The organism is Nonomuraea sediminis (assembly GCF_018531495.1).
Classification (GTDB): domain Bacteria; phylum Actinomycetota; class Actinomycetes; order Streptosporangiales; family Streptosporangiaceae; genus Nonomuraea; species Nonomuraea sediminis.
The window spans coordinates 1-25,645 of the sequence record NZ_JAHDTI010000026.1 but is presented as its reverse complement, the minus strand read 5'-3'; the positions used below and the strand labels follow the sequence as shown (position 1 = coordinate 25,645).

29 protein-coding genes and 1 pseudogene are annotated in these 25,645 nt (G+C 66.4%); 12 read left to right on the top strand and 18 right to left on the bottom strand.

From position 1 onward, the window contains the following. The first annotated feature begins 33 nt into the window (after window positions 1-33). The 4 genes from KIK09_RS55100 to KIK09_RS55085 are packed head-to-tail and all read left to right on the top strand — an operon-like array spanning window position 34 to window position 3,758. Window positions 34-963, top strand: coding sequence for a carbohydrate ABC transporter permease (locus KIK09_RS55100; RefSeq protein ID WP_308164472.1), 930 nt, complete (start codon window positions 34-36; stop codon window positions 961-963). A gap of 7 nt (window positions 964-970) precedes the next feature. Continuing rightward, complete coding sequence (locus KIK09_RS55095; RefSeq protein WP_214323707.1) at window positions 971-1,825, top strand: carbohydrate ABC transporter permease; 855 nt, start codon at window positions 971-973, stop codon at window positions 1,823-1,825. A gap of 20 nt (window positions 1,826-1,845) precedes the next feature. Continuing rightward, window positions 1,846-2,628, top strand: coding sequence for a ThuA domain-containing protein (locus KIK09_RS55090; RefSeq protein WP_214323706.1), 783 nt, complete (start codon window positions 1,846-1,848; stop codon window positions 2,626-2,628). Continuing rightward, window positions 2,625-3,758, top strand: a complete 1,134-nt coding sequence (locus KIK09_RS55085; protein ID WP_214323705.1) for a Gfo/Idh/MocA family protein — start codon at window positions 2,625-2,627, stop codon at window positions 3,756-3,758. Before KIK09_RS55090 ends, KIK09_RS55085 begins: the two co-directional genes overlap by 4 nt. 910 nt (window positions 3,759-4,668) lie before the next feature. Here the strand turns inward: KIK09_RS55085 and KIK09_RS55080 are convergent. Further along, window positions 4,669-5,277, bottom strand: a complete 609-nt coding sequence (locus tag KIK09_RS55080; RefSeq protein WP_214323704.1) for a TetR/AcrR family transcriptional regulator — start codon at window positions 5,275-5,277, stop codon at window positions 4,669-4,671. Window positions 5,278-5,403: 126 nt separating this feature from the next. Between KIK09_RS55080 and KIK09_RS55075 the strand changes: the two genes are divergently transcribed. Next, window positions 5,404-6,165 (top strand): SDR family NAD(P)-dependent oxidoreductase, encoded by a 762-nt coding sequence (locus tag KIK09_RS55075; protein ID WP_214323703.1) that lies wholly within the window; start codon window positions 5,404-5,406, stop codon window positions 6,163-6,165. Window positions 6,166-6,233: 68 nt separating this feature from the next. Beyond that, entirely contained in the window at window positions 6,234-6,497 is a 264-nt protein-coding gene (locus tag KIK09_RS58835) for a type 1 glutamine amidotransferase family protein (RefSeq protein ID WP_250574279.1), read from the top strand. A 164-nt stretch (window positions 6,498-6,661) separates the two neighbouring features. Here KIK09_RS58835 and KIK09_RS60945 read toward each other — a convergent pair. Beyond that, a pseudogene (locus KIK09_RS60945) lies at window positions 6,662-6,973 on the bottom strand (Tn3 family transposase); the annotation flags it as partial. Window positions 6,974-7,165: 192 nt separating this feature from the next. Between KIK09_RS60945 and KIK09_RS55065 the strand changes: the two are divergent. Continuing rightward, window positions 7,166-7,534 carry a hypothetical protein gene (locus KIK09_RS55065; protein ID WP_214323701.1) on the top strand — a complete coding sequence of 123 codons (369 nt, stop codon included), beginning with the start codon at window positions 7,166-7,168 and terminating at the stop codon, window positions 7,532-7,534. On the opposite strand, the gene KIK09_RS55060 is transcribed toward KIK09_RS55065, so the two are convergent. The 7 genes from KIK09_RS55060 to lepB all read right to left on the bottom strand — a co-directional run bounded on the left by KIK09_RS55060 (window position 7,506) and on the right by lepB (window position 12,434). Continuing rightward, a complete protein-coding gene (locus KIK09_RS55060) occupies window positions 7,506-7,952 on the bottom strand; it encodes a GbsR/MarR family transcriptional regulator (protein ID WP_214323700.1) in 447 nt (148 codons plus the stop codon). The two genes, KIK09_RS55065 and KIK09_RS55060, sit on opposite strands and share 29 nt — an antisense overlap. A gap of 7 nt (window positions 7,953-7,959) precedes the next feature. Further along, on the bottom strand, window positions 7,960-9,036 hold the full coding sequence (locus KIK09_RS55055; RefSeq protein ID WP_214323699.1) for an amidohydrolase family protein: 1,077 nt from the start codon (window positions 9,034-9,036) through the stop codon (window positions 7,960-7,962). Window positions 9,037-9,142: 106 nt separating this feature from the next. Beyond that, a complete protein-coding gene (locus tag KIK09_RS60940) occupies window positions 9,143-9,373 on the bottom strand; it encodes an integrase core domain-containing protein (protein WP_214323698.1) in 231 nt (76 codons plus the stop codon). Window positions 9,374-9,508: 135 nt separating this feature from the next. Next, window positions 9,509-9,925: a hypothetical protein gene (locus KIK09_RS55045; RefSeq protein WP_214323697.1), complete on the bottom strand. Its 417-nt coding sequence runs from the start codon at window positions 9,923-9,925 to the stop codon at window positions 9,509-9,511. Window positions 9,926-9,957: 32 nt separating this feature from the next. After that, window positions 9,958-10,275: a transposase gene (locus KIK09_RS55040; protein ID WP_214323696.1), complete on the bottom strand. Its 318-nt coding sequence runs from the start codon at window positions 10,273-10,275 to the stop codon at window positions 9,958-9,960. Window positions 10,276-10,323: 48 nt separating this feature from the next. After that, window positions 10,324-11,850, bottom strand: a complete 1,527-nt coding sequence (locus tag KIK09_RS55035) for a hypothetical protein (protein WP_214323695.1) — start codon at window positions 11,848-11,850, stop codon at window positions 10,324-10,326. Between the two features lie 71 nt (window positions 11,851-11,921). After that, complete coding sequence (lepB, locus tag KIK09_RS55030; RefSeq protein WP_214323694.1) at window positions 11,922-12,434, bottom strand: signal peptidase I; 513 nt, start codon at window positions 12,432-12,434, stop codon at window positions 11,922-11,924. 198 nt (window positions 12,435-12,632) lie between these two features. Between lepB and KIK09_RS55025 the strand changes: the two genes are divergently transcribed. After that, on the top strand, window positions 12,633-12,818 hold the full coding sequence (locus KIK09_RS55025) for a transposase (RefSeq protein WP_214323693.1): 186 nt from the start codon (window positions 12,633-12,635) through the stop codon (window positions 12,816-12,818). 123 nt (window positions 12,819-12,941) lie between these two features. Here the strand turns inward: KIK09_RS55025 and KIK09_RS55020 are convergent, their stop codons facing one another. Further along, a complete protein-coding gene (locus KIK09_RS55020; protein WP_214323692.1) occupies window positions 12,942-13,970 on the bottom strand; it encodes a sigma-70 family RNA polymerase sigma factor in 1,029 nt (342 codons plus the stop codon). A gap of 152 nt (window positions 13,971-14,122) precedes the next feature. On the opposite strand from KIK09_RS55020, the gene KIK09_RS55015 reads away from it, so the two are divergent. Together KIK09_RS55015 and KIK09_RS55010 are read left to right on the top strand one after the other, a co-directional pair. Further along, window positions 14,123-14,395, top strand: coding sequence for a hypothetical protein (locus tag KIK09_RS55015; RefSeq protein WP_214323691.1), 273 nt, complete (start codon window positions 14,123-14,125; stop codon window positions 14,393-14,395). Next, window positions 14,392-15,813, top strand: a complete 1,422-nt coding sequence (locus KIK09_RS55010; protein ID WP_214323690.1) for a DHA2 family efflux MFS transporter permease subunit — start codon at window positions 14,392-14,394, stop codon at window positions 15,811-15,813. Before KIK09_RS55015 ends, KIK09_RS55010 begins: the two co-directional genes overlap by 4 nt. A 563-nt stretch (window positions 15,814-16,376) precedes the next feature. On the opposite strand, the gene KIK09_RS55005 is transcribed toward KIK09_RS55010, so the two are convergent. From KIK09_RS55005 to KIK09_RS54975, 8 genes are all read right to left on the bottom strand, one after another. After that, a complete protein-coding gene (locus KIK09_RS55005; protein ID WP_250574277.1) occupies window positions 16,377-17,078 on the bottom strand; it encodes an NAD(P)-dependent oxidoreductase in 702 nt (233 codons plus the stop codon). A gap of 417 nt (window positions 17,079-17,495) precedes the next feature. Continuing rightward, window positions 17,496-17,750, bottom strand: a complete 255-nt coding sequence (locus KIK09_RS55000; protein ID WP_214323689.1) for a hypothetical protein — start codon at window positions 17,748-17,750, stop codon at window positions 17,496-17,498. 12 nt (window positions 17,751-17,762) lie between these two features. Beyond that, on the bottom strand, window positions 17,763-18,725 hold the full coding sequence (locus KIK09_RS54995) for a sigma-70 family RNA polymerase sigma factor (RefSeq protein ID WP_214323688.1): 963 nt from the start codon (window positions 18,723-18,725) through the stop codon (window positions 17,763-17,765). Between the two features lie 95 nt (window positions 18,726-18,820). Then, window positions 18,821-19,084: a DUF899 family protein gene (locus tag KIK09_RS58825; RefSeq protein WP_308164470.1), complete on the bottom strand. Its 264-nt coding sequence runs from the start codon at window positions 19,082-19,084 to the stop codon at window positions 18,821-18,823. After that, a complete protein-coding gene (locus KIK09_RS54990; protein ID WP_250574275.1) occupies window positions 19,011-19,529 on the bottom strand; it encodes a DUF899 family protein in 519 nt (172 codons plus the stop codon). The genes KIK09_RS58825 and KIK09_RS54990 overlap by 74 nt, the downstream gene beginning before the upstream one ends. Before the next feature lie 30 nt (window positions 19,530-19,559). Further along, window positions 19,560-20,333, bottom strand: coding sequence for a hypothetical protein (locus KIK09_RS54985; RefSeq protein ID WP_214323687.1), 774 nt, complete (start codon window positions 20,331-20,333; stop codon window positions 19,560-19,562). Between the two features lie 2 nt (window positions 20,334-20,335). Next, entirely contained in the window at window positions 20,336-21,151 is an 816-nt protein-coding gene (locus tag KIK09_RS54980; RefSeq protein WP_214323686.1) for an SDR family NAD(P)-dependent oxidoreductase, read from the bottom strand. Continuing rightward, on the bottom strand, window positions 21,148-21,951 hold the full coding sequence (locus KIK09_RS54975; protein ID WP_214323685.1) for an SDR family oxidoreductase: 804 nt from the start codon (window positions 21,949-21,951) through the stop codon (window positions 21,148-21,150). The genes KIK09_RS54980 and KIK09_RS54975 overlap by 4 nt, the downstream gene beginning before the upstream one ends. Before the next feature lie 745 nt (window positions 21,952-22,696). Here KIK09_RS54975 and KIK09_RS54970 point away from each other — a divergent pair. Beyond that, window positions 22,697-22,870 carry a hypothetical protein gene (locus KIK09_RS54970; RefSeq protein WP_214323684.1) on the top strand — a complete coding sequence of 58 codons (174 nt, stop codon included), beginning with the start codon at window positions 22,697-22,699 and terminating at the stop codon, window positions 22,868-22,870. Between the two features lie 1,466 nt (window positions 22,871-24,336). Then, a complete protein-coding gene (locus tag KIK09_RS54960) occupies window positions 24,337-25,107 on the top strand; it encodes an HAD hydrolase family protein (RefSeq protein ID WP_214323682.1) in 771 nt (256 codons plus the stop codon). The last annotated feature ends 538 nt before the right edge of the window (window positions 25,108-25,645 follow it).

Below are 25,645 nucleotides of genomic sequence, written 5' to 3'. Positions count from 1 at the left end.
GAACGGCAGACAGATCCACCACCTCCGGAAACTGTGGCGGACGACGAGGCCGTCGCCGGACCTTCCTTCTGGCAGTCGAACCGCTTCCAGAACCGCGCCGCGCGGGTGCTGTTCCTGGCCCCGGCCGTGAGCTACATGGTGGCGTTCTTCGGCTACCCGATCGTCAAGAACTTCGTGATGGCGTTCCAGCAGTACTCGACGAGCACCTTCTACACCGGCGAGGCGCCGTGGGTCGGGTTCGCCAACTACGCCGCGGTGGTGTCCTCCCCGGTGTTCAGCAAGGCCATGCTGAACACCGTCTTGTTCACCGCCGGCTCGATCGCCGGGCAGTTCGTCATCGGTCTCGCCCTGGCGATGTTCTTCCGGCGCCGTTTCCCGCTCAACGGCGTGCTCCGTTCGCTGATCCTGCTGCCGTGGCTGATCCCGCTGATCGCCTCCGGCGCGGTCTGGAGGTGGATTCTCGACAAGGACAACGGCGCGCTCAACCGGTTCCTCGCCGCCATCGGGGTGGCGAGCGAGCACCCCGGCTGGCTGACCAGCACCTCACTGGCCCTGGTGGCGGTGATCCTGGTGAACATCTGGATCGGTATCCCGTTCAACCTGACCATCCTGTACGGCGGGCTCCAGGACATCCCGGAGGACCTGTACGAGGCCGCCTCACTGGACGGGGCGGGCAGCTGGCGGCGGTTTCGGTACGTGACCTGGCCGCTGCTGCGTCCGGTGGTGAGTGTCGTGCTGGTGCTCGGCGTGGTCTACACGATCAAAGTGCTGGACGTGATCCTGGCACTGACCGGCGGCGGCCCCGCCAACGCCAGCCAGACCATCGCGACGCAGTCGTACCACCTGTCGTTCCAGGAGTTCGACTTCGGTCAGGGGGCCGCGCTCGGCAACATCCTGATCGCGATCTCCCTGGTGTTCGCCGTCTTCTACCTGCGCGCCAACCGGCGTGCCGTGGACGAGTGAGGCAGTCATGACCACCACGCTTCCCGCGCCTTCGCACGTCGCCCGTCGGCGTCGGCGCACAAGGGCCGGCTGGGGCAGCACCGTCGCCGGGATCATCATCCTCGCCGTCCTGCTGTTCCCGATCTACTGGATGGTCAACGTTTCGCTGCAGCCGAGCGGCTCGGCGGTCGGCACCCCGTGGCTGCCGTTAGATCCCAGCTTCGACGGCTACGCCAGCGCGCTCGGCCAGCAGGGCCGCAACCTGGTCACGAGCCTGGTCGTCGCCCTCGGCTCGGTCGCGTTCAGCCTGCTGATCGCGATGCCGGCAGCGTACGCCCTGGCGCAGTTCAAGGTCCGCTTCGCGGGCGCGTTCCTCTTCGGGATCCTGATCTCGCAGATGATCCCGGGAATCGTCATCGCGAACGCGCTCTACACCGCCTATAACGACTTGGGACTGCTCAACTCGATCCCAGGCCTCATCCTCGCCGACTCGACCGCGGGCATCCCGTTCGCGATCCTGATCGTCCGCGCTTTCATGACCAACATCCCGCGGGCGGTCCTGGAGGCCGGCCGGGTGGACGGCGCCGGACACATCCGGACGTTCATCTCCATCGTGTTGCCGATGAGCCGCAACGCGCTCATCACCGCGGCCCTGTTCACCTTTCTCTTCTCCTGGGCGGACTTCCTGTTCGCTCTCACCCTCACCACGACCGAGGACGTACGCCCGGTCACGCTCGGGCTGTACACCTACATCGGGACATATGTGAACGACTGGAGCTCGGTCATGGCCACCGCCGTGCTCGCCTCCCTGCCGGCCATCGTCCTGCTCGTCATCGCCCAGCGCTACGTCGCCGCAGGTACGACCGCCGGCGCGGTCAAGTGAACCTAACAGAAGGATTCGACATGACAAACACAACCGCCGCCGGCCCGCTGCGTGTGACGGTGTGGGGCGAGAACCGCCACGAGCAAATCGAGGAGCACGTGGCGAAGATCTATCCGATGGGCATGCACACCACGATCGCGCAGGGCATCGAGGAGAACCTCGCCGACGGCTGCGTCGTCCGTACCGCCACCCTGGACGACCCGGAGCACGGGCTGACCGAGGAGGTGCTGGCCGACACCGACGTGCTCACCTGGTGGGGTCACGCGGCGCACGACGAGGTGTCCGACGAGGTCGTCGAGCGCGTCCACCGGCATGTGCTGTCCGGGATGGGGCTCGTCGTGCTGCACTCCGGGCACTGGTCGAAGATCTTCATCAAGCTCATGGGTACGAGTTGCACGCTGCGCTGGCGCGACGAGCACGACCGTGAGCTCATCTGGACGGTCGACCCCACGCACCCCATCGCCAAGGGCGTGCCGCACCCGCTGATCATCGAGGAGGACGAGATGTACGGGGAGTTCTTCGACATCCCGGCGCCGGACGAAATCGTGTTCATCAGCTCGTTCAGCGGCGGGGAGGTGTTCCGCAGCGGCTGCACGTTCCGCCGCGGGCACGGCAAGATCTTCTACTTCCGGCCAGGGGACCAGGCATACCCCACCTACCATCACAAGGACGTACGCCGGGTCATCGCGAACGGCGTCGCCTGGGCACGCACCGATCGGCCGGAACGGAGCCATCCTGTGCTCCTGCGGTACGCGACCGAGGAGTTCTTCCAGGGCCAGGGCTACACGGGACCGCTCCAGTGAGGTTCAGGACGATCCCCTCCAGCCCGGCGGACCCGCTCCGGGTGGTTCTCGTGGGCGCCGGCAGCATGGGTCGGGCCTGGCTGGCCACCATCGCCGACTCACCCGAGGTGACCCTCACCGGCATCGCCGACCTGAACGTGGCGCTGGCCCGGGACGCCGCCGACTCGGCCGGCTTGCCGTACCTTCCAGTCGGCGCCGACGCCGAGGCTCTCGCACGGCAGACTGGCGCCCAGGCTCTGATCAACGTGACCGTCCCCGAGGCGCACCACCCGGTGACCTCTGCCGCGCTGTTCGCCGGCCTGCCGGTGCTCGGTGAGAAACCGGTCGCGGAGAACGTGAGCCGAGCGCTGTCACTGGCCGCCGCGGCCGAGGTCACCGGTGAACTGTTCATGGTCAGCCAGTCCCGCCGCTGGAACCCGCAACTCGCAGCGTTACGGGGGATGGTCGCGCGGCTCGGCGCGATCGGGACGGTGAGTACGGCGTTCTTCCGATCCGAGCGGTTCGGCGGGTTTCGTGACCTGATGGCGTACCCGCTGCTCGTCGACATGGCGATCCACGCCTTCGACTCGGCGCGTTTCCTGCTCCGGGCCGAGCCGGTAACGGCGTACTGCCAGTCGTACAACCCGCCGTGGAGCTGGTTCGCGGGGGACGCCAACGCGACCGTGGTGTTCGAGATGGAGGGCGGCACCCGGTATGTCTACAACGGCAGCTGGTGCAGTCCCGGCGGTATCACCTCATGGAACGGGACCTGGCGGGTCAGCGGCGAGAAGGGCACTGCGCTCTGGGACGGCGACCACGAGCCGGTCCTCGACGCCGAGGTGGACGTCAGCGCACCGGCCGGCCCGCCGTACTCCGGAATCGCGGGTGCTTTGCAGGTGTTCGTGCGGGCGCTCCGGACCGGGGAGCTGCCGTCCGGCGAGGTGCACGAGAACGTGATGAGCCTGGCGATGGTGGAGGCGGCGGTGCAGTCTGCGACGAGCGGCAGGCTCGAGCGCCTGGACGACGTGCTTGAGCGGGCCCACGCGCAGGCGCTGCGCGACGAGACCCGACCGGACGTACGGAACGCCCTCGCCAGATGGCCCTCGGTGCGTGACAGGCTGGCGGGCGCGGAGCGGTTGGGGATGCTATGACGGAGCTGCGTGTCGGGATGGTGGAGTTCGCGTTCATGGGCGCGGCTGCGGGTGCCGATTGATCATTCGGCGTGTCAAATCCTCGGCGTTCTACCCCGGGCGGGCGCCTGGGTATGGTCAGGCGGGGAGCTGAGGTCGGCCTGGCGGTTAGGCCGGACGCCTTACGTGGTCCTCGGACGAGGTCTAGGCGCGACGCAAGGTGCCGCAATTTCGTAGTCATGCCGATGACCAGCACCTCACGTACGCGATGCGACCGGCAATCTCCCTCCTGCATGCTCGGGCCTGGTGGACTTGGCAGGGGCATGTATGTAATCAGAGTCGGGCTCAATAAGGTCCTGCAGGCAGGGAGATTTAAATGCTGGCGACCTTGCCGAACAGCCGCGAGGCGAACTTCGCGGACGCAACGGCGCGCCGATAGCAGTCACGGCCGAGGAACGTGGCGACCTCGATCTCCAACGCCGACATCACAGAGCGACAACTCGGGCTCCTATCGAATGCGGTTCGAAGGCGGCGCCAGAAGAATCAGGGCCGTGCAAGCTGGGGAGGCCCTCTGGCCAGCGCCGAACCGGTGAGGGACCCCGCGCTCGGATGGCCCACTGGCGCGCAGTACGCAAGGTAGGCTATCGTCACCAGGTAGAACGACCGGTCTTCCTACCTCTTGAGTAGTGGCCTGAGTGGCCTCTCGCCCGTCGGGGCGGGACAGCCTCCAGGCGGAGAACTGCCGCTAGGTCCCAGGTGCGCGTCGAACAGAGATGAACAACTTCCATGAAGCCAAATCCGCCCCAGGGTCAGAGAGCCCCCGCCGCCGAGTCCCTCGCCGACCTGACGCCGCGCGTTGCCGACCCGCCGGCCCATCCCGAACCGGTACACGCCGCCCTGACGGTCGGCCTCGCATGCGCCCCCGATGGGATCAGCCCCCCGATCGGATCAGCCGGACCGCGTCCAGCAGGGTCTTGTGGGCGGCCGTCGTGTCGTCAAGGTAACCGGCTGCCATCGCGCCGTCGTACAGCATCAGCAGCGCACCGGCGGCCGACTCCGGGTCGGCATGGTCGACCCGAGTGAGCAGCTCCTGGAAGAGGGCGCGGGTCCAGTCCCGATGGGACGCCACCAGGCGGCGCACCGGATGGGCGGCATCCGGGTACTCGGCGGCCGCGTTCATGAACGGCGATCCGCGAAATCCGCGCTCGCGGGCGTGCTCGGCGATCGCCTCGAAGATCAGGTCGATCGCCTCCTCGGGCGGGTGCCCGGCGGCCAGCGGTTCGGCCACCGCCCGATAGTAGGCGTCCTTGCTCAGCAGATACGCCAGAACCAGGTCATCCTTGGAAGCGAAGTGCCGGTAGAAGGTCGCCTTCGTCACCCCGGCCTCGGCGATCAGCCGTTCCACGCCGATCGCGCGTACACCCTCGTAATAGAACAGCCGCGACGCTGCCCGGACCAGGCGTTCGCGGGGCGGCAGCTCTCCCTCCTTCTTGGTCTCCTGGCTGGTGGCGTCGTCGGTGTTCTGCCCAGTGATGCTCACTTCCCCATTGTGCCCGTGGCTCGGCCTTGACCGGCCGTCGTCCCCGTACGGCCCGCCAATAGGGCCGTCGACCTCCTATCCCGTACGGCCCGCGGCAGCGTGGTCGTTCATCGAAAGGCTTGAACCATGACTCGTCGTCTTGAAGGAACCGTCGCCTTGGTCACCGGGGCTTCCAGCGGTATCGGCCACGCCACCGCCCTGGAACTCGCTCGCGAGGGCGCGTCGGTGGCCCTGGTCGGTCGGCGCGAGGACCGGCTCACCGATCTGGCCGGGCAGATCACGGGCGCCGGCGGACATGCGCTGGTGGTGCCCGCCGACATCACCGACGCCCAGGCCGCCGCGGATGCGGTCGATCGGACCGTGGCGGGCCTGGGCCGCCTGGACATCCTGGTCAACAACGCCGGTCTCATGCTGCTCGGGCCCGCGCCCGGCGCGGACCTGAACGACTGGCGGCGCATGATCGACATCAACCTCATGGGCTTGATGTACACCGCCCACGCGGCCGTCCCCCACCTGGTCAAGGCAGCAGCAGAAGGCCCGCGTCAGGTCGCCGACATCGTCAACATCGGCTCCCTCGCCGGCCGCAACGCCTACGCCATGTCCGCCGTATACAGCGCCACCAAGTTCGGCGTCGGCGCCTTCAGCGAGGCACTGCGCCAGGAACTCACGCGCCAGCACGTCCGCGTGTCCGTCATCGAGCCGGGCAGCGTCGACACCGAACTGCGCACCCACAACCCGGCCGCCATCCAGCAGCACATCGCCGCCGCCCTCGGCGACATCAAGCGGCTGCAAAGCCACGACGTCGCCGACACCGTCGGCTACATCGTCACCCGCCCCCGCCACGTGGCCGTCGCCGAACTCCTCGTACGCCCCACCGAACAGGCCTGAACACCACGAGCCGCGGTCACCGTCGACACGATCGAAGGACCACAAGACCATCTCAGAGAGCAAACATCATGGGCAAGATCCTCAACATCGTCACCAACCAGGGCACCTACGGCGACTCGGACAAGCCCACGGGGCAGCTGACCCACTTCTACGACCTGCTCGAGGCCCACGGATTCGAGCAGGACATCGCAAGCCCCCAGGGCGGCCGGTCACCGGTGGAGCCCCGCTCGCTTGGCCGGCTCACCGCCGACCGCAGTGTGCGACAACGGCCGCAAGACCCGGCATTCATGGCGCGCCTGGAACACGCGCTGCCGGAGCGGTGGGCGGTGTGATGGCCGATAGTGCAGTGTTCTTGGGTCAGTTCCTGCGTCTTCCCGCCACCACCGGCGCGGTGGCGCCCAGCTCTGCTCGGCTCGCCCACGTCGACATTGATTACGCCGAAGAAGTTGATGTCGTCGCTGTGGCCGGGCGAGATGTGCGAAAGGATCTCATCAGGCACGTCCCGGCACTGGGAGCGCAGCTCCAGCATCGCGCGAGAATAATATTCCGTCGTCCACGCGATCACGGAGTTGGTCAGCAGGGTCAGGCGCCACGCCTGCTCGGTCTGCTGCTCCAGGTGCGGCCGGGTGATCGTGCCCTGCTGCGCGTAGTGCAGGTCGCGGCGCAGCGCGTGCAGGCTCTCGTCCTTGTTGAGTTGCCGCGAGATCTTCCTTCTGAAGGCCGGGTCCGACAGGTATTTGGCGAAGTCGGCCGAGCCGCGTCGGCGGCGGTGGGCGCGTTGATCGCGTGGTTCGGGGCCCGCCGCCACCACGGCCCCCTGGCCGACCTACGCGGCCCTCATGGCTAGGCCGAGGCCATCCGCAACGCCAAGGCCGAAGGCGCCGACATCGAGCAGGGCCATCAAGGCTGCGATTGCCGCTGGTCACCCGCCCCGCACGGGTGGAACTCCGGATCACCACTTCCCCCGGCTCGCCCACCCTGACGGGCCGATCCGGTTCACATGCGGGTCCGGGGGATGCGGCTGGGCGACTGGGAGTTCCAGGGGCTGGCGGGCTTCAGCGGCGGCGTCCGCTACCGGATCACCGTCACCGCACGGGGCCCTGCCAGGCTCGATCTGGGCCGGGTGCGCGGCACGGCGGAGGTCTTCGTGGACGGCCGGTCCCATGGGGTCCGTGTGTGCTCGCCGTACATCTTCGACCTGGACCTCGAGGCCCCCGAGAGCAGCCTGGAGATCCTCGTCCTCGGCACGCTGGGACCGCACATGGACGAGGCCGGTCCCACGCACTTCATCGGGAAGGGGCAGCGCGTGAGCGGCCTGTTCGGCCCGGTCCGGCTGGCGGCTACGGGTTGGGGCGCCGGCGGTTCCTGATGAGGTGGTCGAGTTGGTCCTCGAACCAGGCAAAGGCGTCGCGCATCTCGACGAGGCGGTAGTCGGCCTGGTTCCCGGCCGCTGCTATGCCCTGGTCGGCGACGTGGCGCAGGCGGCCGAGCGCCCGGAGTTTCGCCTCCAGGGGGCCCTGCCAGCTTCCTGAGGCGAGCCGGTAGTAGATGCGGCGGTCACCCGGGTGTGACACGCGTTCGAGCATGCCGGCGGTGATGAGCTGCCGGGTGCCCGTGCTCACCGCTGCGGCCGAGAGCCGCAGCCCCTCCTGGATCTGCTGGGCCGACTGCTCGGGCGGATCGCAGACCATCATCCAGGCGGTGATGCGCATCATGGCGCGGGGGATGCCCATCTCCGGGCCCAGCGCTCCGAGCTCCTCGATGAAGGAGTGTTGCCAAGAGGTCATCGCCGTCCTACTGCAGGGTCGGGAAGAGCGCCAGGGCGCTTTCCCGTTCGATCGCCGCCCGATCCTCCGGGGTGAAGCCGGCGTACTCGCGAACACCTGCGATGGTCGAGGGCACGGCCGCCTCCGTGGCGAAGACGTAATCGGTCCCGAAAACGATATGGGAAGAGTGGGCCACGGTCAGCAGGGAAGCGAAGGCGTGCGGCGACGCCGAAAGGGCCGTGTCGTAGTAGAAGCGCCCCAGGAAATGGTCGGGCCCCTCGGGCAGGACGTTCTTCTTGAATCTCAGGTAGTAGCTCAGCTGCTCGGGCATCTTCTCCTCCAGCTTGCGGGAGACCGAGAAGATCTTGCCCATGCCGTCGGCGACGATCGGAGCGGCTCCCTTCAGGTTCGCCAGCATCGAGGCCGTGATGCCCACGCGGGCCGCCATGTACGGCACCGCGCCGCCGGCGTGGGCGAGGATGAAGCGCACGTTCGGATATCTCTTGGTGACCCCGTTCACCATCAGCGAGAACGCGGTCCGCGTGGTGTCGAAGCACACGTCGAGCATCGCCTCCGGCAGGTCCAGATGGGAGTGCTCCCGACCTGGAGGGGACTGCGGATGGACGAACACCACCGCGGCCCTGCGGTCGAGCTCGGCGAAGAGCGCGTCGAACTTCGGGTCTCCCAGGTAGTAGCCGTCGTAGTTGGTGAGCAGCACCACTCCGTTGAGCCCGAGCTCGTCGAGGCCGTAGGCGAGCTCGTCCAGCGCGGCATCGGCATCGGGCAGTGGCAGCGTGGCGAAGGCGCCGAACCTTCCCGGGTGGTCCTTGATCAGGGTGGCGCAGATCTCGTTCGTCCGGCGTGACAGCTCCCGTGCCACGGCCAACGCGTTGTCCTGCTCCTTGAAGTACACGCCTGGCGCGGAGATCGACAGGATCGACGTCGAGATCCCGTGCTCGTCCATGACGTCGAGCGTCTTGCCGGCACTCCATTTCGGCAGCCGTACTCCTAGGCCCTCGCTGACACCGAGCTTGGACAGGGTCTGCGTGTATTCCTTGGGGACGATGTGGTGGTGTACGTCGATCAGTCCTCGGCCGTTGTTCATTTCTCTAGTTTCTGAAATCAGTGAAACTTGTCAACCCTCCGGTGCAGAGCCCTGTCTCGCTTCAAAACTCGTTCACGTGGTCTGAACTGGTGTTTCTTCGGGTGATCTAGGCGGCTCGGTGGTACTCGTTGATCGCTCCGCTGAGCACTCTTCGGCGTCGAATCCGACCTTCCAGCGGCACGATGACTTGTTCGTCTTGCTCAGGTGGGCATTGCTGGCGGGACTGGTGAGGCCGATGCCCGTTGTAGTGCTCGGCATACTCCTCCAGGACCGATCGAAGATGCCGTTCGTCGTAGATCAGCATCCGGTCCGTGCCTTCAGCTCGGAGGGTGCGCACCCAGCGTTCGGCCTAGGAATTGGCTCGTGGCGTCCCGGTCACGGATGAGGAACCGGAACGAGCTGGCCCTTCGCCCGAGATCCGGGAGCAGATTGCGAGCCTGCTGAGCCGTCCACGCGCCGCTGGGGTTGGCGGTTACGCCCAGGATGCGAACCGCGTCGCCATCTCCATTACGAACAACACATAAAGGCGCTTCAAGAAGATCGTGTCGACGTGGAAGAAGTCGCAGGCCAACAGCCCTTTGGCCTGCAGGCGTAAGAATGTCCGCCAGGAGGTGTCGAGGCCTCGGGGAGCCGGTCTGTACGACGATGCCACGCCAACAAGGTGCCCCAGCCGGTGAGCCCGCAGCACCGTCGGGAGGAAGTGGGCCAATACCGCCAGGAGCGCTCGATCAGCCCAATCCGGCTTCGGTCGGACGATTTGACGCTTCAACACGGCCACCTCATGCCGCAGCACCATGATCTCGACGTCCTTGAACGACTGACCACGTCCCAGCAACACCAGCCAGCCGAACACCCGAATCAGGGTCAGATACAGCAGACGAACCGACACAGACCGCGATCTTGCCCGCACGGTGGCTGAGGTCAAAACCACAGATCAAGCAGCCCGCAATGAATTCTGAAGCGGTACACGTACACGGTGAGCCAGTGGCCGTAGCAGGCCGGCACGTCCCGCCACGGCGCTCCGGTCCGGATCCGCCATCGGATCCCGTCGATCAACTGCCGCCTGCTCCACTTCGGCGGACGCCCCTTGCCCGATACGGCAGGCAGATGCGGCTCCAGCGCCGCCCACTGCGCGTCAGTGAGGTCATGCCGCCTCGTCACCACTACGCCGGCCACGAGGTCTCCGGTATTTCGTTCTTCTTGGTCGTTGAACCAACTACCGGAGACTTCTTCGTTCAACGATCACCGACACGCCTCACACACGTGATCTTTCGAAACACGGCCTAGCTAGCTGTAGGGAGCCAGGCCGGCTGCGAGGGCGCCGTAGTGGGTGGACAACCCCGGTTGCTGGTTGACCGAGCGGGCGGAGATCGGGACCAGCGCGTCCATCATGGCCCTGACGGCGCCGGCCCGGCGCTTGGCGTCGGCCGGGGTCTCCTGGCCGGACAGGCGGTGCAGGGCCTTCAGCGCCACGGCGACGCTCCGCGGCAGGCCGATGCGGTACTCCTCCACCTTCTGGGTGGACAGACCTGCCGGTTCCCCCGCGACCAGCGCGAACTTCCTCCACAGTGCGGCAAGGCCGTCGAGGGCGGCCAGGTCGAGGCCCACCTGGGCCCTGCTCCAGTCGGCGGCGGTCGGCGCCACGGCGGGCATCTCCTTGATCTGACCGGCGATCCCCAACACCTGGCTACGCTCCTGCGGCCGGTCATGGGTCGTGAGCAGGTCCACAAGGGTGCCCTTGAATGAGGCCAGCTTGCCTGGGACGGCGGATGCGGCGACCAGCGTCCGCGCGATGAGGTTGCCGAGGTCCAGCGGAGGCGTCGCGGCGAGACCGTACGGGATCCGGAGTTCGTCGGCGCCGGCGTCGTACACCAGATCCGCGCCGACCGGGAGGAGTATCGGCTGCAGCCGCTTCAGTGCGTCCTTGATGCCGGAGAAGAACGCGGCGAGGGCATCGGTCGTCACCCGGTCGTCGTCGCTCAGCGTGACCTTGAGCGTGCCGACCCGCTCGCCGATGACCTTGCGCTCCCGGAGGGAGGTCTCGATGCCGTAGAGCATCGACTGGGCGGACGGGTCCCTCTCCCACTCCTTGACCAGGTTGGACCAGGCGACCGTTCCGTCGACCCGCTTGCCGAAGTCCCGGTAGTCCTCGGCGCGCAGCCACGCCCTGTTGATCACGATGTCCGCCCAGGCCAGCGCCGGTCCGACGGTGATGCTGGGCATCGCGCGGAGCGCCTCGCGCTGGGCTGGCACCCGTCCGATCTCCCGGTAGTACCCCGGCGGCTTTTCCTCGATCGTCTCGGCGAGCCGTGCGGCGGCCTCGGCGTAGGTGTCGGCGTTCTCGGTCCCGACCGCGCGGGCCAGGCAGCCCTGCGCCCAGGTGTGCCGGTAGGTGTAGTCCCTGACGGGGAAGGTGTCCTTCTCCAGGAGCGTGTGCGCCACCTCGTGCATCAGGTCGATGGCCCGGACGGTCCGCGAGACGGGGTTGGCGGCGCTGACGAACTCCGCGCGCACGTCGATGCGCGCGTAGAGCTTGCCGGAGTCGTCGGTCCCGGTGGCGGCGTTCGCGCCCATCGTCGCGGGGAGTGTGTCGTCCACCACGATCTTCTCGGCCTTCGTCAGCTCCTTCAGCCTCTTGAGCAGCTGGCTGAATCGCTGGTGGAAGTCGTCGTAATCGAGGGGGTCGTCACCCCAGCCGTTCAAGATGCCCGTGGCAGTCAGGGCCTGGAGGCTGCCCGCGGCCACGATCGCGGCGACGTTGCTCTGCACCGCCGCGAGCTCGATGCCTTCCTCAGTGGTGAGTCCCCGCCCCATGTCCGTTTCCCTTCGTCGTCGGCCGCGCCCCACCGATGAAAGACGGCCCACCGAACCCGGTCAAGAGCGGTTTACTTCGAGGATTCGACGATGCCGGTGACGTCAGTGATCGCTATGGTGCCCGAGCCGAGGTCTCCCTGGTGTGCACGCGAGTCCAGCGATACGTCCCGGTTGTCGCCCATGATCCAGATACGTCCCCGGGGGACGCTGATGTCGAAGTCGCGCGCCGAGGCGGGGTTGGCCGAGACGTAGGGTTCCGACAGTTGCTGTCCGTTCACGACGACCCGGCCGTCGTCGCAGCAGCGTACGGTGCTTCCTGGCACTCCGATGACGCGCGAGACGTACTCGCCCTCCATACCCGGCCATTGCTTAGGGTGGTAGATCACGATGTCGCCGAGCTTCGGAGCGTAATGATCATCCGTTGTTCGGATGGTGAATCTCTGGCCTCGCTTCAGCGTCGGCGCCATCGCATCGCTCTGCGCGGTGAAGTTCCGCCGACCTGTGAGCTGGGTGACGAGGCCGCAGCCGGCCAGGGATGTCGCCAGTGCGGCGGCGATGAGTAAGCGCAAGCTCGAACGGCTCATCGGAGCATCATGTGGCGAACTCTCCCGGCTTGGCGGCTTGATCGTCGAGGGTGCCGTAGGTGGTGGCGCGAAAGAGGAAGGACGCCCAGGAGCGGTAGGGGCGCCAGGAGTCGGCCAGCGGCCACATCGAGGATGTGAACGCGCCGCGATCTCCATCACGAACAGCACGTGCAGGTGTCTTAAGGAAATCGTGTCGATGTGGAAGAAATCGACGGCCAGCAGCCGCTTGGCCTGGGCGCGCAGGAAGGACAGAAGATCATTGACACCCGCGCCAGCTGCCCGGAGGGGCGCGAGGTGCTGGATGAGGACGTGGCCCGGCTCTCGCCGCTCAAGCACGTCAACCTCAACCTGGACGAAGTTGGCGACCCGAAGGACCTCAACTGAGCCTTCTGCGGCTGCGGGAAGTATGTGGGCGTAGCGCTATGTCGTGTCGGTGCTGGTCGGGTGGGCTGCTATATCCGTTTTGCGGCAACAACCTGTGTAATGATCTGCCGTATTCGAATAGATTTATCCCATTTTCCGGAAATGGGGGAGTGATCGCGGTAGCCCGAACGATGGGAGCACGGTGTTCTCGAAGCGGGTCATGGCGCAGATCCGGTCGCCTGCGAGGGTGAGGACGAACAGGCCGGTCCCGTGGCGGATGCCGGTAGGAGCGCGCAGGTAGGCTCCGAACGCCGGCTGGCCGTTGGCGCGCGTCGGCACGAGGTCGAACCTGCGGCCTGTGCCGAACATGCTGGCGCAGAAGCTGGCCACGACGTCTCGGCCCTCGTATTCGAGGGGCAGCGGTGGCATGGACATGAAGACGTCGTCGGTCAGCAGGGCCACCAGCGCGTCGATGTCGGCGGTCTCCCAGGCGTGCACGAAGTTCGCCACGATCGCATCCTCGGCGGGTGAGTCGGCGGCGGGAGGCGGTTCGCGGTCGGCGATCGTGGACCGGCGGCGCTGTAGGCCGGCACGCGCCCGCTTGAGGGCGCTCTTGACCGATTCGACGGTCGTGTCCAGCATGTCGGCCACCTCGTTCGCGTGGAATCCGAGGACGTCGCGCAAGACGAGGACGGCGAGTTGGCGAGGCGGCAGGACCTGAAGGGCGGTCACGAAGGCCAGAGAGATGGATTCGGTCTGCTCGTAGCGAGCCTCCGGGCCGAGGGGATGGTTGATCGCACCTTCGAGGAGGGCGTCGGGATATGGCCCCAGCCAGACGACTTCGCCGAGTCGGGTCGGCTCGGGCGGTTCGACCTCGGGGATGTCCCACTTCTTGGCCGGGCGTCGGCTGGCCGAGCGAAGCGAGTCGAGGCAACGGTTGGTGGCGATCCGGTAGAGCCAGGTGCGGAGCGAGGCACGACCGTCGAACCCTGCAAGACCCCGCCAGGCGGCCAACAAGGTGTCCTGGAGGACATCCTCGGCGTCCTGGAACGATCCGAGCATCCGGTAGCTGTGCACCTGTAGCTCACGGAGATGCGGCTCGGTCAGCGCTCGGAACGCCTCGCCGTCCCCAGCTCGCGCCCTGCTGATCAGGTCGGCTCTCGCCAACTCCACTCCGGTCACCTCTCTCCTTCACTTTGTCGAGCTTCCATCCTGTATGGACGCCGGCCGAGGGGCGAAGGGGGCGGTTGATGAGCGCCCCCTTTCCCGACGTCGCGGCGTCTAGATCAGTGGTGGCCGACAACTCCAAAGAAGGGAGAACTGCCATGGAAAAGATCGTCATCAGCGAGAACGTCTCGCTCGATGGAGTCATCGTCGATGTCGGCCGGCCAGCGCCTCCTTGGGGTCACCGTCCTCCACCCCGCGCGCCTCACTACGCGCGCAGGGTGGAGGCGCTTGACCCGACGGCAGACCCGCCCGGTTCGGGCAGTCTGCCCATGGCCGGCATGGATGACCAGCGGCAAGGCGGCCGGAAAATCACGCAGCTCATACGGACACACGCCAACATCACCGCCACTTCGAAAGGGCATCGCCAATGACCATGACGAAAAGGCAGCGCTGGGTACTCGCGCTGACATCGACGGCATCGCTGATGATATTGCTGGATGCCCTGGTCGTCACCACTGCCCTACATGCGATCGCGCTGGATCTCCATGCCTCCATTGCCGAACTGGAATGGACCGTGAACGCGTACACCCTGCCGTTTGCCGTGCTGCTCATGGCCGGCGCGGCCCTGGGCGAACAATACGGCCGCAGACGAGTCCTGGTAGGTGGACTGGCCCTGTTCGGGATCGCCTCCGCGGGTTGTGCGCTGGCACCGAGCCTGCCCTGGCTCATCGCGACCCGCGCGATCCAGGGCGTCGGTGCCGCCGCAGTGGCGCCAGCAGCTTTGTCCGTGCTGTCGGTGGCGTTCGGACCCGAACAGCGGCCGCGAACGTTGGGATTGTTCGCATCGATCACCGGGCTGGCCACGCTCGGGGGTCCGCTCGTCGGCGGAGCGATTGTGCAGTACCTGACATGGCAGTGGATCTTCTGGATCAACGTACCCATCGCTGCCGTGCTGGTCCCCTTGGTTCTGGTGCGGCTCGAGGAGAACGCAGGTTTCCCGCGCGGTCTGGACTATGTCGGGATCGGGTTGGTGAGCGCAGCAGCGTTCGGACTTGTTTGGGGTTTGATCAGAGGAAACGAATCCGGTTGGGCTAGCGTCGAGGTCGTCACGGCGCTGTCCGGCGGCGCGATCGCGCTCGTCGTATTCGTCGGCTGGGAGTTGCGTGCCGACGCCCCGCTGATACCGATGCGTTTCTTCGCAACGCGCGCCTTCTCCGCTGGCAATACTGCCGGGTTCCTCTTGTTCGCATCCACCTTCAGCGGCGCGTTCTTCTTTGCCCAATTTCTGCAGGTCGTACTGCGGCACGGTCCGATGGCCACAGGATTGTTGCTGGCACCGTGGACTGTGGCACTCTTCGTGGTCGCGTCGGTCGCGGGTAGGCAAGTAAACAGAATCGGCGCGCGGCCGCTGGTGGTGGCCGGGCTGCTGCTGCAGGCTGTCGCATTTGGGTGGATCGCGCTGATCGCCGGGCCTGGGTTGACCTATCCGCCACTGATCCTCCCATTCGTGATCTCCGGAGTCGGCATCTCGTTGGCGATCCCATCGGCGCAGAGCGCCGTCATCGGGGCGGTACCGATAGCGGCGATCGGTGCTGCTTCGGGTACGTTCAACACGGTCCGCCAGCTCGGCGGAGCCTTCGGGATCGCGATCACTACAGCGGTTTTCATGACCCGGGGTGGACTCGGCTCCGCGAAAACATTCAGCGACGGCTTCGGGTCTGCCATCGCAACAGCGGCAGCACTGGCCTTCGCCGGAGCGGTCATCGGACTTCTCCTGCCCCGGCGTACGGCGCGAACCACTGGCCACACCGTAACTGCGCCCGCTTCCCAGCAGGCATCCACCCGGTAGGCGAATGACTACGTGACCATCAGCGCCGATTTCGCAACTCGGACCGCACATGTCACGGCTACGTAGCCGCAGTCGATCCGGACATCAGGTGACGATCCCCCCAAACATGCGGCTGTGAAATCGCCCTGGCAACTGACCGTGACGATGATTCCCGTCTGGGTTCTACGCGAGGCCCTCGGCGATGAAGGCGAGGGTGAGCTCCTCCAGATGACGGCGGATGGCCTCGGGTACGTCGCGCATGGGTCAGTGCCTGGGTGAGCATGGCCATCCCATGCACGGCGGACCAGACGGGATACTCGACGCCGTCCCGACGCATGGACGCCCTTCTCGTTGATCCTGATGACGGTCGCGAGCCTCCTGCCGTCTGAACCCAATAGCTTCACGCGTACCGAAGCGAGCTGCGCGGAATGGAAGAGGGTCTCGAAAAGGAAACCATTCGGAGCGCCCTCGCCGCATGGCTGCGCCGGCACCGCGTCCTGCTCCCTGGGGTGAGTGTGCTCGCAAATCCTCTCGTGGTCAGGTGTTCGTTAGTTCGGTTGTCGACGTCACGTTTGGTGCCGCGCTCAATAGCCGATGGTGAAGCGGCGCTGTACGAAACGCGGAAGCTCCACTTCGTCGAGAACGGCGACGGCTGCGTCCTCGGCGGATATGCGACTGCGCCCCTCGGCGTCCATGACGGGTTGGTCACCGCCGATCCGGAAACGGCCGGTGCGTTCGCCGGGGGCGATTTCCACGGCTGGACTGAGGTAGGTCCAGAGCCGGTTGGAGGTGCGAAAGAGGTTCAGCGCGTCGCCGTGACCGCGCATCGCCCCGGCATATTCCCTGGGCAGGCCGAAGCCGTCGATCGCGGCATTGAGAAGCTCGTCGGAGTCGGCGAACACCAGTCCGGGCTTGACCTCGAGACTCGCGGCGCCGCCGACGACAATGAGCCGGACCCGGGCATAGCCTTCCAGTGCGTTCAGCAACGCGGCGGCTGCCCGGGCGTAGATGCCGGGGTTGGCGATGGCGCGCGCCACGGCGTCAGCAGGGTCGTTGGCCGCGTTGCCGGCTCCGAATCCGCTGATCAGGACGTCGAGGCCAGGTAGGACCGCGGCGATACTGCCGGCATCGGTGACATCGATGTTCTTCCATCGGATGTTCTCACGACTGTCCTGAATGCTAGAGACGTCGCGACTGAACGCCGTGACCTGGTGCCCGCGCTCGAGCGCCTCTGTGACGATTCGGCTGCCGATAGTGCCGGTGGCACCGATAACTCCGATTTGCATGATTCTCCTGTTTGTGCGGAACGACCAACAGACGGTTACGCTGTAATTGATCGCTGAACAACCCCCAGGGCTTCCGCCTCGTCTTCAGCGACGCGGTTCCGGGCTACAAGGCGCCCAAGGGCGGTCCGGCACCCGACGCCACACGGCGGATTTGCATTGGACTGACGGGCCTCGCCGCGGTCGCGTGGACCCACGCCGAACATCTTCATCAAAGCGGCAGCTTCGAATGGTCCGATTTCGATCCCGGCCTCCGTAGCGAGGTCCGCGCGGCCTTTCCGACCTGCCACCCGCCGCGCTGGCGCTTGCTTTGCGCATACGCGGACGTCTGCACGGACTGGTGTCGTTACAAACTCTTCGACGAAGAACTGGCCGAACTGCTGCACGCGCTGGCCCTCACCAGCGCGACCCGGCCGTGAGCTATTCATCGCCGATGTCGTCGCCCGGGCCGTAGCAGTATCTGTTCCGGCCTTGTCGGCGGACTCCGCAGATGTCGGCTGCGATACGGAACAGTTGAACGCGTTCCGATGGCCAATTCTCTAGCTCGTCGTGGTATTCGAGTGCACGACGGTAGACCTGCTGAATCATGTGGTCGGCGGCGTCGGCTGAACCGAGCATGAGTTGGCAGAACAGCCGCAGCTGTGCGTGCTGGGCGATGTTTTCCTGTTCGGACATGCCGTTGCCTGGTCAGAGTCCGAACAGCGGAAACAGCCCGGAGCCGTGGAACGCGACGATTCTGTTGACGCCCTCAGCGATGGTTGTCAATACGTGCAGTGCGTGGGGGTGGCGCGCACCGTCGTGGCCGCGGGCGTACACCGCGAAGGCGGGCTGTCCATTGGCGGAGGTGGCGACCAGTTCGGCTGGTCCGATTATCCGCATCTGTCTGGCAAGGAAGGCGAGGATGGTGTCGCGGCCTTCGAACCAGGTCGCGATTGGTGGCATTTCCCATCGTGCGTCTTCGGTCAATACCGCGACGAGTTGATCGACGTCCGCGGTTTCGAATGCGGTGACGTATCGGTCGAGCAGGGCTCGCTGCCGTGGTTCGGCCGGTTCGGTCAGACGGTCCTCGCTGAGCGGAACCTGGGCTCGGGCTCGCTGGAGTGCGCTGTTGACGGCCGCTGTTGTCATCTCCAGCAGTTCCGCGACCTCGGTGGTCCGCCATTGCAGCACGTCGCGCAGGATCAGCACGGCTCGTTGTCGCGGTGGCAGCTGCTGGAGTGCCCCCATCAGGGCGAGCCGCATGGTCTGTCGTTGCACCACGACGGTTGCCGGGTCGACCGGTGCGGCGGCGAACAGGAAGTCGGGTATCGGCTGGAGCCACGGTATCTCCGGGGTTCGCTCGACCAGCCTGGCCTCCGGGTTTGTCTCGGGGGCGCCGAGATCGGCGGGCAGCGGCCTGCGTCTGCTTTTTTCCAGCGCTTTGAAACACGCCCGGGTCGCGATGCGGTAGAGCCAGGTCCGCAACGACGAGCGGCCCTCGAACCCGTCGTATGCCCGCCAGGCGTCGAGATAGACGTCTTGCACCACTTCTTCGGCCTCGTCGACCGAACCGAGCATGCGATAGCAGTAGGCGAGCAGCTCGCGTCGGAACGGTTCGCTCAGTCGTCCGAAATCATCGTTGCCGGCCTTAGTCTCAGTCATAGCGTGCATGATCCGCCGATTCTGTTGTGGGTGACGTGTTGTGGCCGCCGTGGGAGTCGATACTCGAGGCTTTTGGCGGGTCCGGCCGATTGTCGCGTCGGTCGTCAGTGGGCGCGCTTCGGGTCGACGGTGGCGGGGTGGCTGGGAGGCTCGGCCGGGTCGTAGTCGTCGTGTCGGTTGAGCCACGAGTATCGCGGCACCCGTGGGTAGCCTTCGGGGGAGTCCTCCCAGTCCTCTTGGCGTCCGAGTGCGGTGAAGTCGAGGGAAGTCCAGGTCCCTCCCATCGGTTCGTGTTCACGCTCGTTGATGAAATAGGTGCGGTAGACGCTGTCGCGGATGAAGGCGTTCGTGCCGTACCACTCGGCCACGCCGAAGTCGGCGTCGAAGCCGTCGGTGATCGTGTATGGACCAGCCCATGCGCGCTTTCACCCGCTCGATGTCGGGTTGCGGCGCGCGTGAGGCGAAGGCCAGCGTGGTGTCGCGGGCGTTGAGATGCGCGAGATGGGCTACCTGGTCGGCCATCAGCGAGCAGCCGACGCACGCGTGGTCGGGCCAGCCGGACACCCCTGGCTCGAAGAAGGCACGGTAGAGCAGCATCTGACGGCGGCCGTCGAACAGGTCGGGCAGGCGGGCTGTTCCGTTGGGCCCTTCGAAGATGTATTCCTGGTCTACCTTCAGCCATGGCATCCGCCTGCGGTCTGCGGCCAAGGCGTCCCGAGCGCGAGTCAGGTCTTTCTCCTTCGCCAACAGCTGCAAGCGCGCGGCCTCCCATTCCCCCGCCGTGACGATCCAGGGGCGGTGGGTGTTGTTCATCGTGAGGTCCTTGTGCGGAAGGAATTCGGATCAACGGACGGTGATGTCGGCCATGTCGATGGCGACCAAGATGATCTGGTCGTCACCCACGGTGGTGTAGGCCCGGCGGGTCGCTGGGATGATGATGCCGTCGATGTCGTGGTAGTCAGCGGCGCAAAGCTGTGACTCGGTGCCCGGGTCGACGATGTCGATGGTGAAGTCGTGGCGGCGCAGCAGCCCGTCCGGGCCGAAGCAGAACGTCTGCTTGCGGGTGTGGCTCTTGATGTGGTCGGGGAAGGTCACGTTCAGCCGCCGCCATGTTTCACCGTCGGCCTCGATGGGCGCGATCTCTTCACAGACGAACCCCGGCCACGTGAACAGGAACGGCGTATTCAAATACGTCCACAGTGCTTCCCCGGTGAAGTATGCAAGATGTAGGTCGTCCCACGGTGTCTGGAACTGGTGGCCGTCGAACGACTGCTCCGGGTTGTCGCGCGCGTCGACAACCGTGCCGTCGGATTGCTGCAGGACGACCCGGTCGGGCTGGAAGAGCGACCGTCGGTCTTGACCGACGAAGTCCATGGTCAGCCGTTGCCGTGTGGTGTCCACCTCGAAGCGGATGTCCCTCAGCACGTCAGCCTTGCCCTTGACCTGCCAGAAGGCCCCGGTGATGGCGGCGTCGACGCGGATCGTCTGGATCTGGTTCCACCGGTCCAGACCACCGTGCGCGGCAATCGCGCTCGCGAGTAGATCGTTCATTGTTTTGCTCCTCTGTCGGGGGTGCCCCGGCTGCCGGTGTGGTGCGTGGCGGCCAGGGCGTGTCATGGTCAGTCGACGATGATTCCGCCGGTCAGATTGGCGACGGTTCCGGTCATCGCGGACGCTCGGTCGGAGGCGAGGAATACCGCGACCGCTGTGAGTTCGGCCAGGGTGGTGGGGCGTTTGCGGTGGGTCATCGTGCTGACGGCCGCGGTGAATTGGTCTTTGGGGATGCCCAGCGCGTCGGCGTGCAGCCCGTACACGACATCAATGACCGGTGTCTCGACCATGCCTGTGGTGCGCAGGCAGATCGAGCGGACGCCGTGCTGGGCCCATTCGGCCGACAGCGCGCGGTTGAGGGCTTCCATCGCCGCCCAGCCGACGCTCATGCCACCGACCAGGGGCAGGCTCACGCGGGCCGGTTCGGGTGTGTGCATCATGATCACTCCCGATTCTTGGGGGATCATGTGCCGTGCGGCGGATTTCGCGGTCACGAAATGAGCCTGAGCGTATGTCGTGATCGGTCGCATGAAATTGTCGACCGGTAGGTCGGTGAGCGGGATTCCCTGCAGTCCCCGCGGTGAGATTCCGATCGCGTTGAACGACACGTCGATGCGGCCGGCGTCGGCGACGACGGCGTCGAGGTGTTCGGTGACGGATTTCTCGTCCCTGGCGTCGACAACAGCGGTCTCGACGGCTCCGCCCGCGGCGGAGATTTCCTTCGCGACGGTGTTGACGTTGTCGTGATGTCGCCCGGTCAGGAAGACCCTGGCGCCTTCGTGGGCGAATCCGCGGGCGACCGCGCTGCCGACCGCTCCGCCCGCGCCGTAGACGACCACATTCTTGTTTTCCAGCAACATTTCCTTCTCCTTCTTGTTGTTCACGCCAGCGCGTGAAGTCCGTGGCCGGTGAGCTCGTATACCCGCAGCTCGTCCCGGTTGCCGGTGTCCCCGCACAGCCGTGCGATCTCGGCGCCGACGATGGCGGGCGTGAGCAGCGGTTCGAGTGCTGCCGCGAATGCGGCGGCGTCGATTCCCGCGCGCTCGGCGTATGCGGCGACACCGGCGGCACCGAGTTCGGTGGCAGGCGTGAGTTGCGGCAGCACGGTCGCGAAGCGGATTCCGAGGGCGGCGCGGCGGGATTCGTCCGCGGCGTAAGAGGCGAGGAATCGGATCATCGCTTTCGCGCCCGCGTATCCGCCGCTCAGTGGTGAGCCGCGCAGTGCGGCGCCGCTGGACATCGCCACCACCAGGCTGTCGGGCGCCAGTGGGTGTCGCAGCGCCGCGCGCATCCAGTGGAAGGCGTGTTGGGTGTCAACGTGCCAGTTGCGGCTGAACGATTCCCACGATTGTTCGTGCACAGGGCCGGTGGCGGGCATCGCGCCCGCGTTGAGTACGAGCAGTGTGGGTTGGTGTCGCTCGATCAGGGTGCGGGCGGTCTTCGCGTCGGTCGCGTCGGCGACCACCGGGACGAACGCCGCACCCAATTCCCGGCGCAGGTCCGCCAGCGCCTCGGCGGTGCGCGCGACGCCGACGACGCGGTGACCCCGGTCGATCAGCGCGGCGGCGATCGCCGATCCGAAACCGCGACTGGCTCCGGTGACCACGGCCGTGGTCTGCGCCTGATCGCGCACGCCTGCCTCTTCGCCGCGTGCCTCGTCCCGGACAACGACCGCTCTGGTCATGGCAACCACCTCCTACTCATACAGAGGCGATCGCAGAGCGAAAGTCATCGGCACCCCATCCGGCCGCATGACCGATGAGTTTGGCCGGCCACCGCGCCCTACATACGGCCACAATCACTGTCGCGTCCTTGGGTCGTCCCGGAAACGGTCGTTTCCGGGACGGTCGAGCGAAGCGCCTCGAGCGGCGGCGTTCGCCCAGGTCGATCCGTCCCGAAACTCCCTGTCGATATCCGAAGTCCTCTGCGCGGATGTCCGGAGTCCTCTGCGTCAGTTGGATGACGGTGGGTTGTCGGTGGCTTGGGGGACGTTAGCCGCAGAGCTATGGGGCGCATGTTCGCTCAGCCTCGACCGTAGCCCCGCAGAGCCCTTGACCAGCACGTCATCCCGAGCGCAAGCGACGGAAGGGACATCAACTTGCGTAACGCCCTCTGAGTGGGCACATCCTGTAACGGCGTGACAGAAGGGGCTTGGTCGGCTGCAGGATACTGGTGGGACCACGGTGGAGCCTCGGCCCGGTATGCCGCATGGGGGTGTACGGGTTCGTACGGGAAACGTGACTCCATCCGGTCGGCCCGGACACCCTGGTCCTACCGCACCGAGGGAGTGCTCGCGGATACTGCCCTCGCAGGCTCATGTCGGCCCAGCCAGGAAGGAACATCGGAGTAAAGACAGCCGTCTACTGTGCAACTCTCGCCGCCGCAATAGCCAGAGCGACGATGACAACTAATCCCAGAACAAGGAGCACATGATGCGTTTCAGTCAGACCTCCGCCCTCGCGGGGGTGGCCGCGATGATAGGGACGGCGATCGCGATCGCCGCGCCTGCCAGCGGTGCCCTGGTCGCAGCCGCCCCAGGTAGCGCGACCGCCGTCCAGGGCGTCGTACAGCCGGACGCGACTGCCATCGAATACGGCCTGTAGGGCCGGGCTGCAGCACTGGTGGAAACTCGCCGGTGACCCGACCGTCGTAACCAGCCCCACATCCAACTACACCATCGTGTTCGCGCGCGGCGGTGACGGGGGAGATCGGCTACACCCAAAACTCCGGGTCGGCCGGGTCACAATGGGCCGAGGTGAACAACAACTGGCGGTTCGCCGGCCCCTAGCCCAACCACCAGCAACTAAAGGATCAGCACTCCGACCGGCATGCCCAACCCTAGATCGGCCACCTGGCCGCTTCAGGTCTGGAGGTCAGAAGAGGTGCCCCAATGAAGAACCCGACCGGGTATCGCCCGCGGAGTGCTCGCGACCACGATCACCGCCGTCTCAGCGCTGACGGTCGTTGAGCCGCTCCCGCCCAGGCGGCAGACTGCTTGTCCGGGCGCGAGGTCATGCCCAGGCAGTACATCCATTACCACGGTCAGGAGGTTGGCTTCGGGGAGGTGCTGTGGAACCCTACGACCGAACAGGCGTGCGCCTGGTGCCACGTCAACTCCAACTTCCGGGCCAACCACTCCGGCTGGGACGTCGCGCTGGCCAACCGTGCCGTCCAGGTCGGTGGTTCGAACCTTGTTCGGGTCCCGACCAACTACGCGCTGGCGCCTTGTCGACGAACCGGGCCGAGCGTAGGTCGGCCAGCACCCGCGCCCGCTCATCCGGGCTCAACGCGGCCGGGTGCGGCGCAGGTGCCGGGCGCGGTCCGAGCACCACCGGCGCGGGATGGCGATGCCGGTGCACGGTGGTCCGCGATTTGCCCGACAGGGCGCACGCCGCGGTCACACCGAGCACGGGTTCCAGCGCGGCGAACGCCTGGTCGATCACATCTTGGGCGGCGCGTCGTTGTCCGCGCTCTCGGAGAGCAGTTCCAAGAGCGCGTGCGCTTTCCCATGATCTCCAATGCGGCCCTGGTCTTGGCCAACTCCCGCTCGGCCTTCTCCGCCCGTGCCCGTAGCCGCTCGTTCTCCTTCTCGGCCTCGCTCTTGCGCGTCTTGGGGCCGGAAGGCTGAGCCGCCGGCGCGTTCAACGCTCCCGCATCACGGGCCTTTCGCCACTCGATGATGTGCGAGTGATACAGCCCCTCGTGGCGCAGCAACGCGCCCTTGGCCCCCGGCTCGGTCGCCGCGTCGTAGGCCTCGACCATCGCCAGCTTGTACTCCGGCGTGAACGAGCGCCGCTTAGGCCTATCCGATCGAGGCCTGTCACCCTTGTCCACCTCACCATCGTCGGCGAGATCCCCACGGAGGTCGGCCACCGTCAAAGTCGCTACCTGAAAGATCCTGTTCTCGCCCCATTTGAGCCTCAGAAGACTACTTCGTCCCCAGGTCTCACGAGAGTCTGACAGAGAGGGACCCGCCATGCTCCTACGACCTCTGGGTCGTGTCTCCCTTGTGCCTCGCGTGCCTGTAAGCAGCCGGGGGAGCCATGCGTCGGCTCGATACCATCTCACCGTGATTTCCAGCGCCCGCACCACGGTCTTCGACATCGACGGCACGCTCTGCTTCGACGGACGGGCGATCGACAGCCGGATCCTCGCCGCCATCGAGGCATGTGAACATGCCGGTCATCAGCTGGTCTTCGCCTCCGCAAGGCCGGTCCGCGACCTCCTGCCTGTCCTCGACGGGGCTTTCCCCGCCGCCACGCTGATCGGCGGGAACGGCAGCCTCGTCTCCATCGGCGGCCAGGTCCGGGCGCGCGCCGCGTTCGGTGCCGGCGAACTCGACAAGCTGCTGGTCGAGGCCGAGCGGTACCAGGCGGGCTACCTCGCCGACGGCCCCTGGGACTACGCCTACACCGGGCCGGCCGACCACCCGATTCTCAGCCGCGTCGACCAAGGCTGCCTCGCCCGTCGGGTCGACCTCGCTGACCTTCCCTCTGTCGTGAAGTTCCTCGTGGTCAACGCAACCGACATGGCGGCCCTCGCCGAGGCCGGCCGCGTGCTGGGGATGACCGTCAACCATCACCTCGACGAGGCGATCATCGATTTCGCCCAGGGCACCACGAACAAGTGGGAGGCCCTGACCTCGCTGGGCATCGACGAGTACAACGCCTTCGGCAACGACATCAACGACATCGACCTGCTGCGCAACGCGCGGCACGGGGTCCGTGTCGGTGCCCACCCGAGCCTGGACGGCATCGCCCGTGTCACCGTCGCGCCCGCCCCGGGCGCTGTCGCCGCCGAGATCTCCAGGCTGGCCGCAGCGACGCCGCAGCCTGAGTAGGTCTCCGGTCAGCTGCGAATCCAAGAAGACGGGCGCGGACGGCGCACAGCCGAAGCGGCAGGGCGCCCGTCCCACCCTGCTGCCCAACCGTTATGACATCGGCGGCTGAAGAGCAAGGGCCGCCACGGGAACCGGCGAAAGCCCATGGGCGCATCTGCCGCGAAGATCCGTATCAGGGAGGACGTGCCGGTCAGGAGCAGCACTTCCGGGTCCAGCACTGCATACGGGTAGTACCGGCCACAGATGGAAGACGCCGGCCTGGCCAGACGGCAGCCTCTGCGACCCCGAAGAGATCTCCCGGCGAGAAGGCCGCGACCCGCACCGGCTGCCTCATCAGAAATCCGGGACACCCGAGGCTGAACCGGACGCTGCGCCAACCGCCGAGGCGGTGGCCGACTGATCCAGATGATGGTCGCCCGCACCCGGAGCCGCTCGTTGGTCGCGGACACGCAACTGATTGACTTGGATCATGCACCTGCTTTTCTCGTACGGAACACTCCAGCAGCCCGAGGTCCAGCGAACGGTTTTCGGAGCCGAA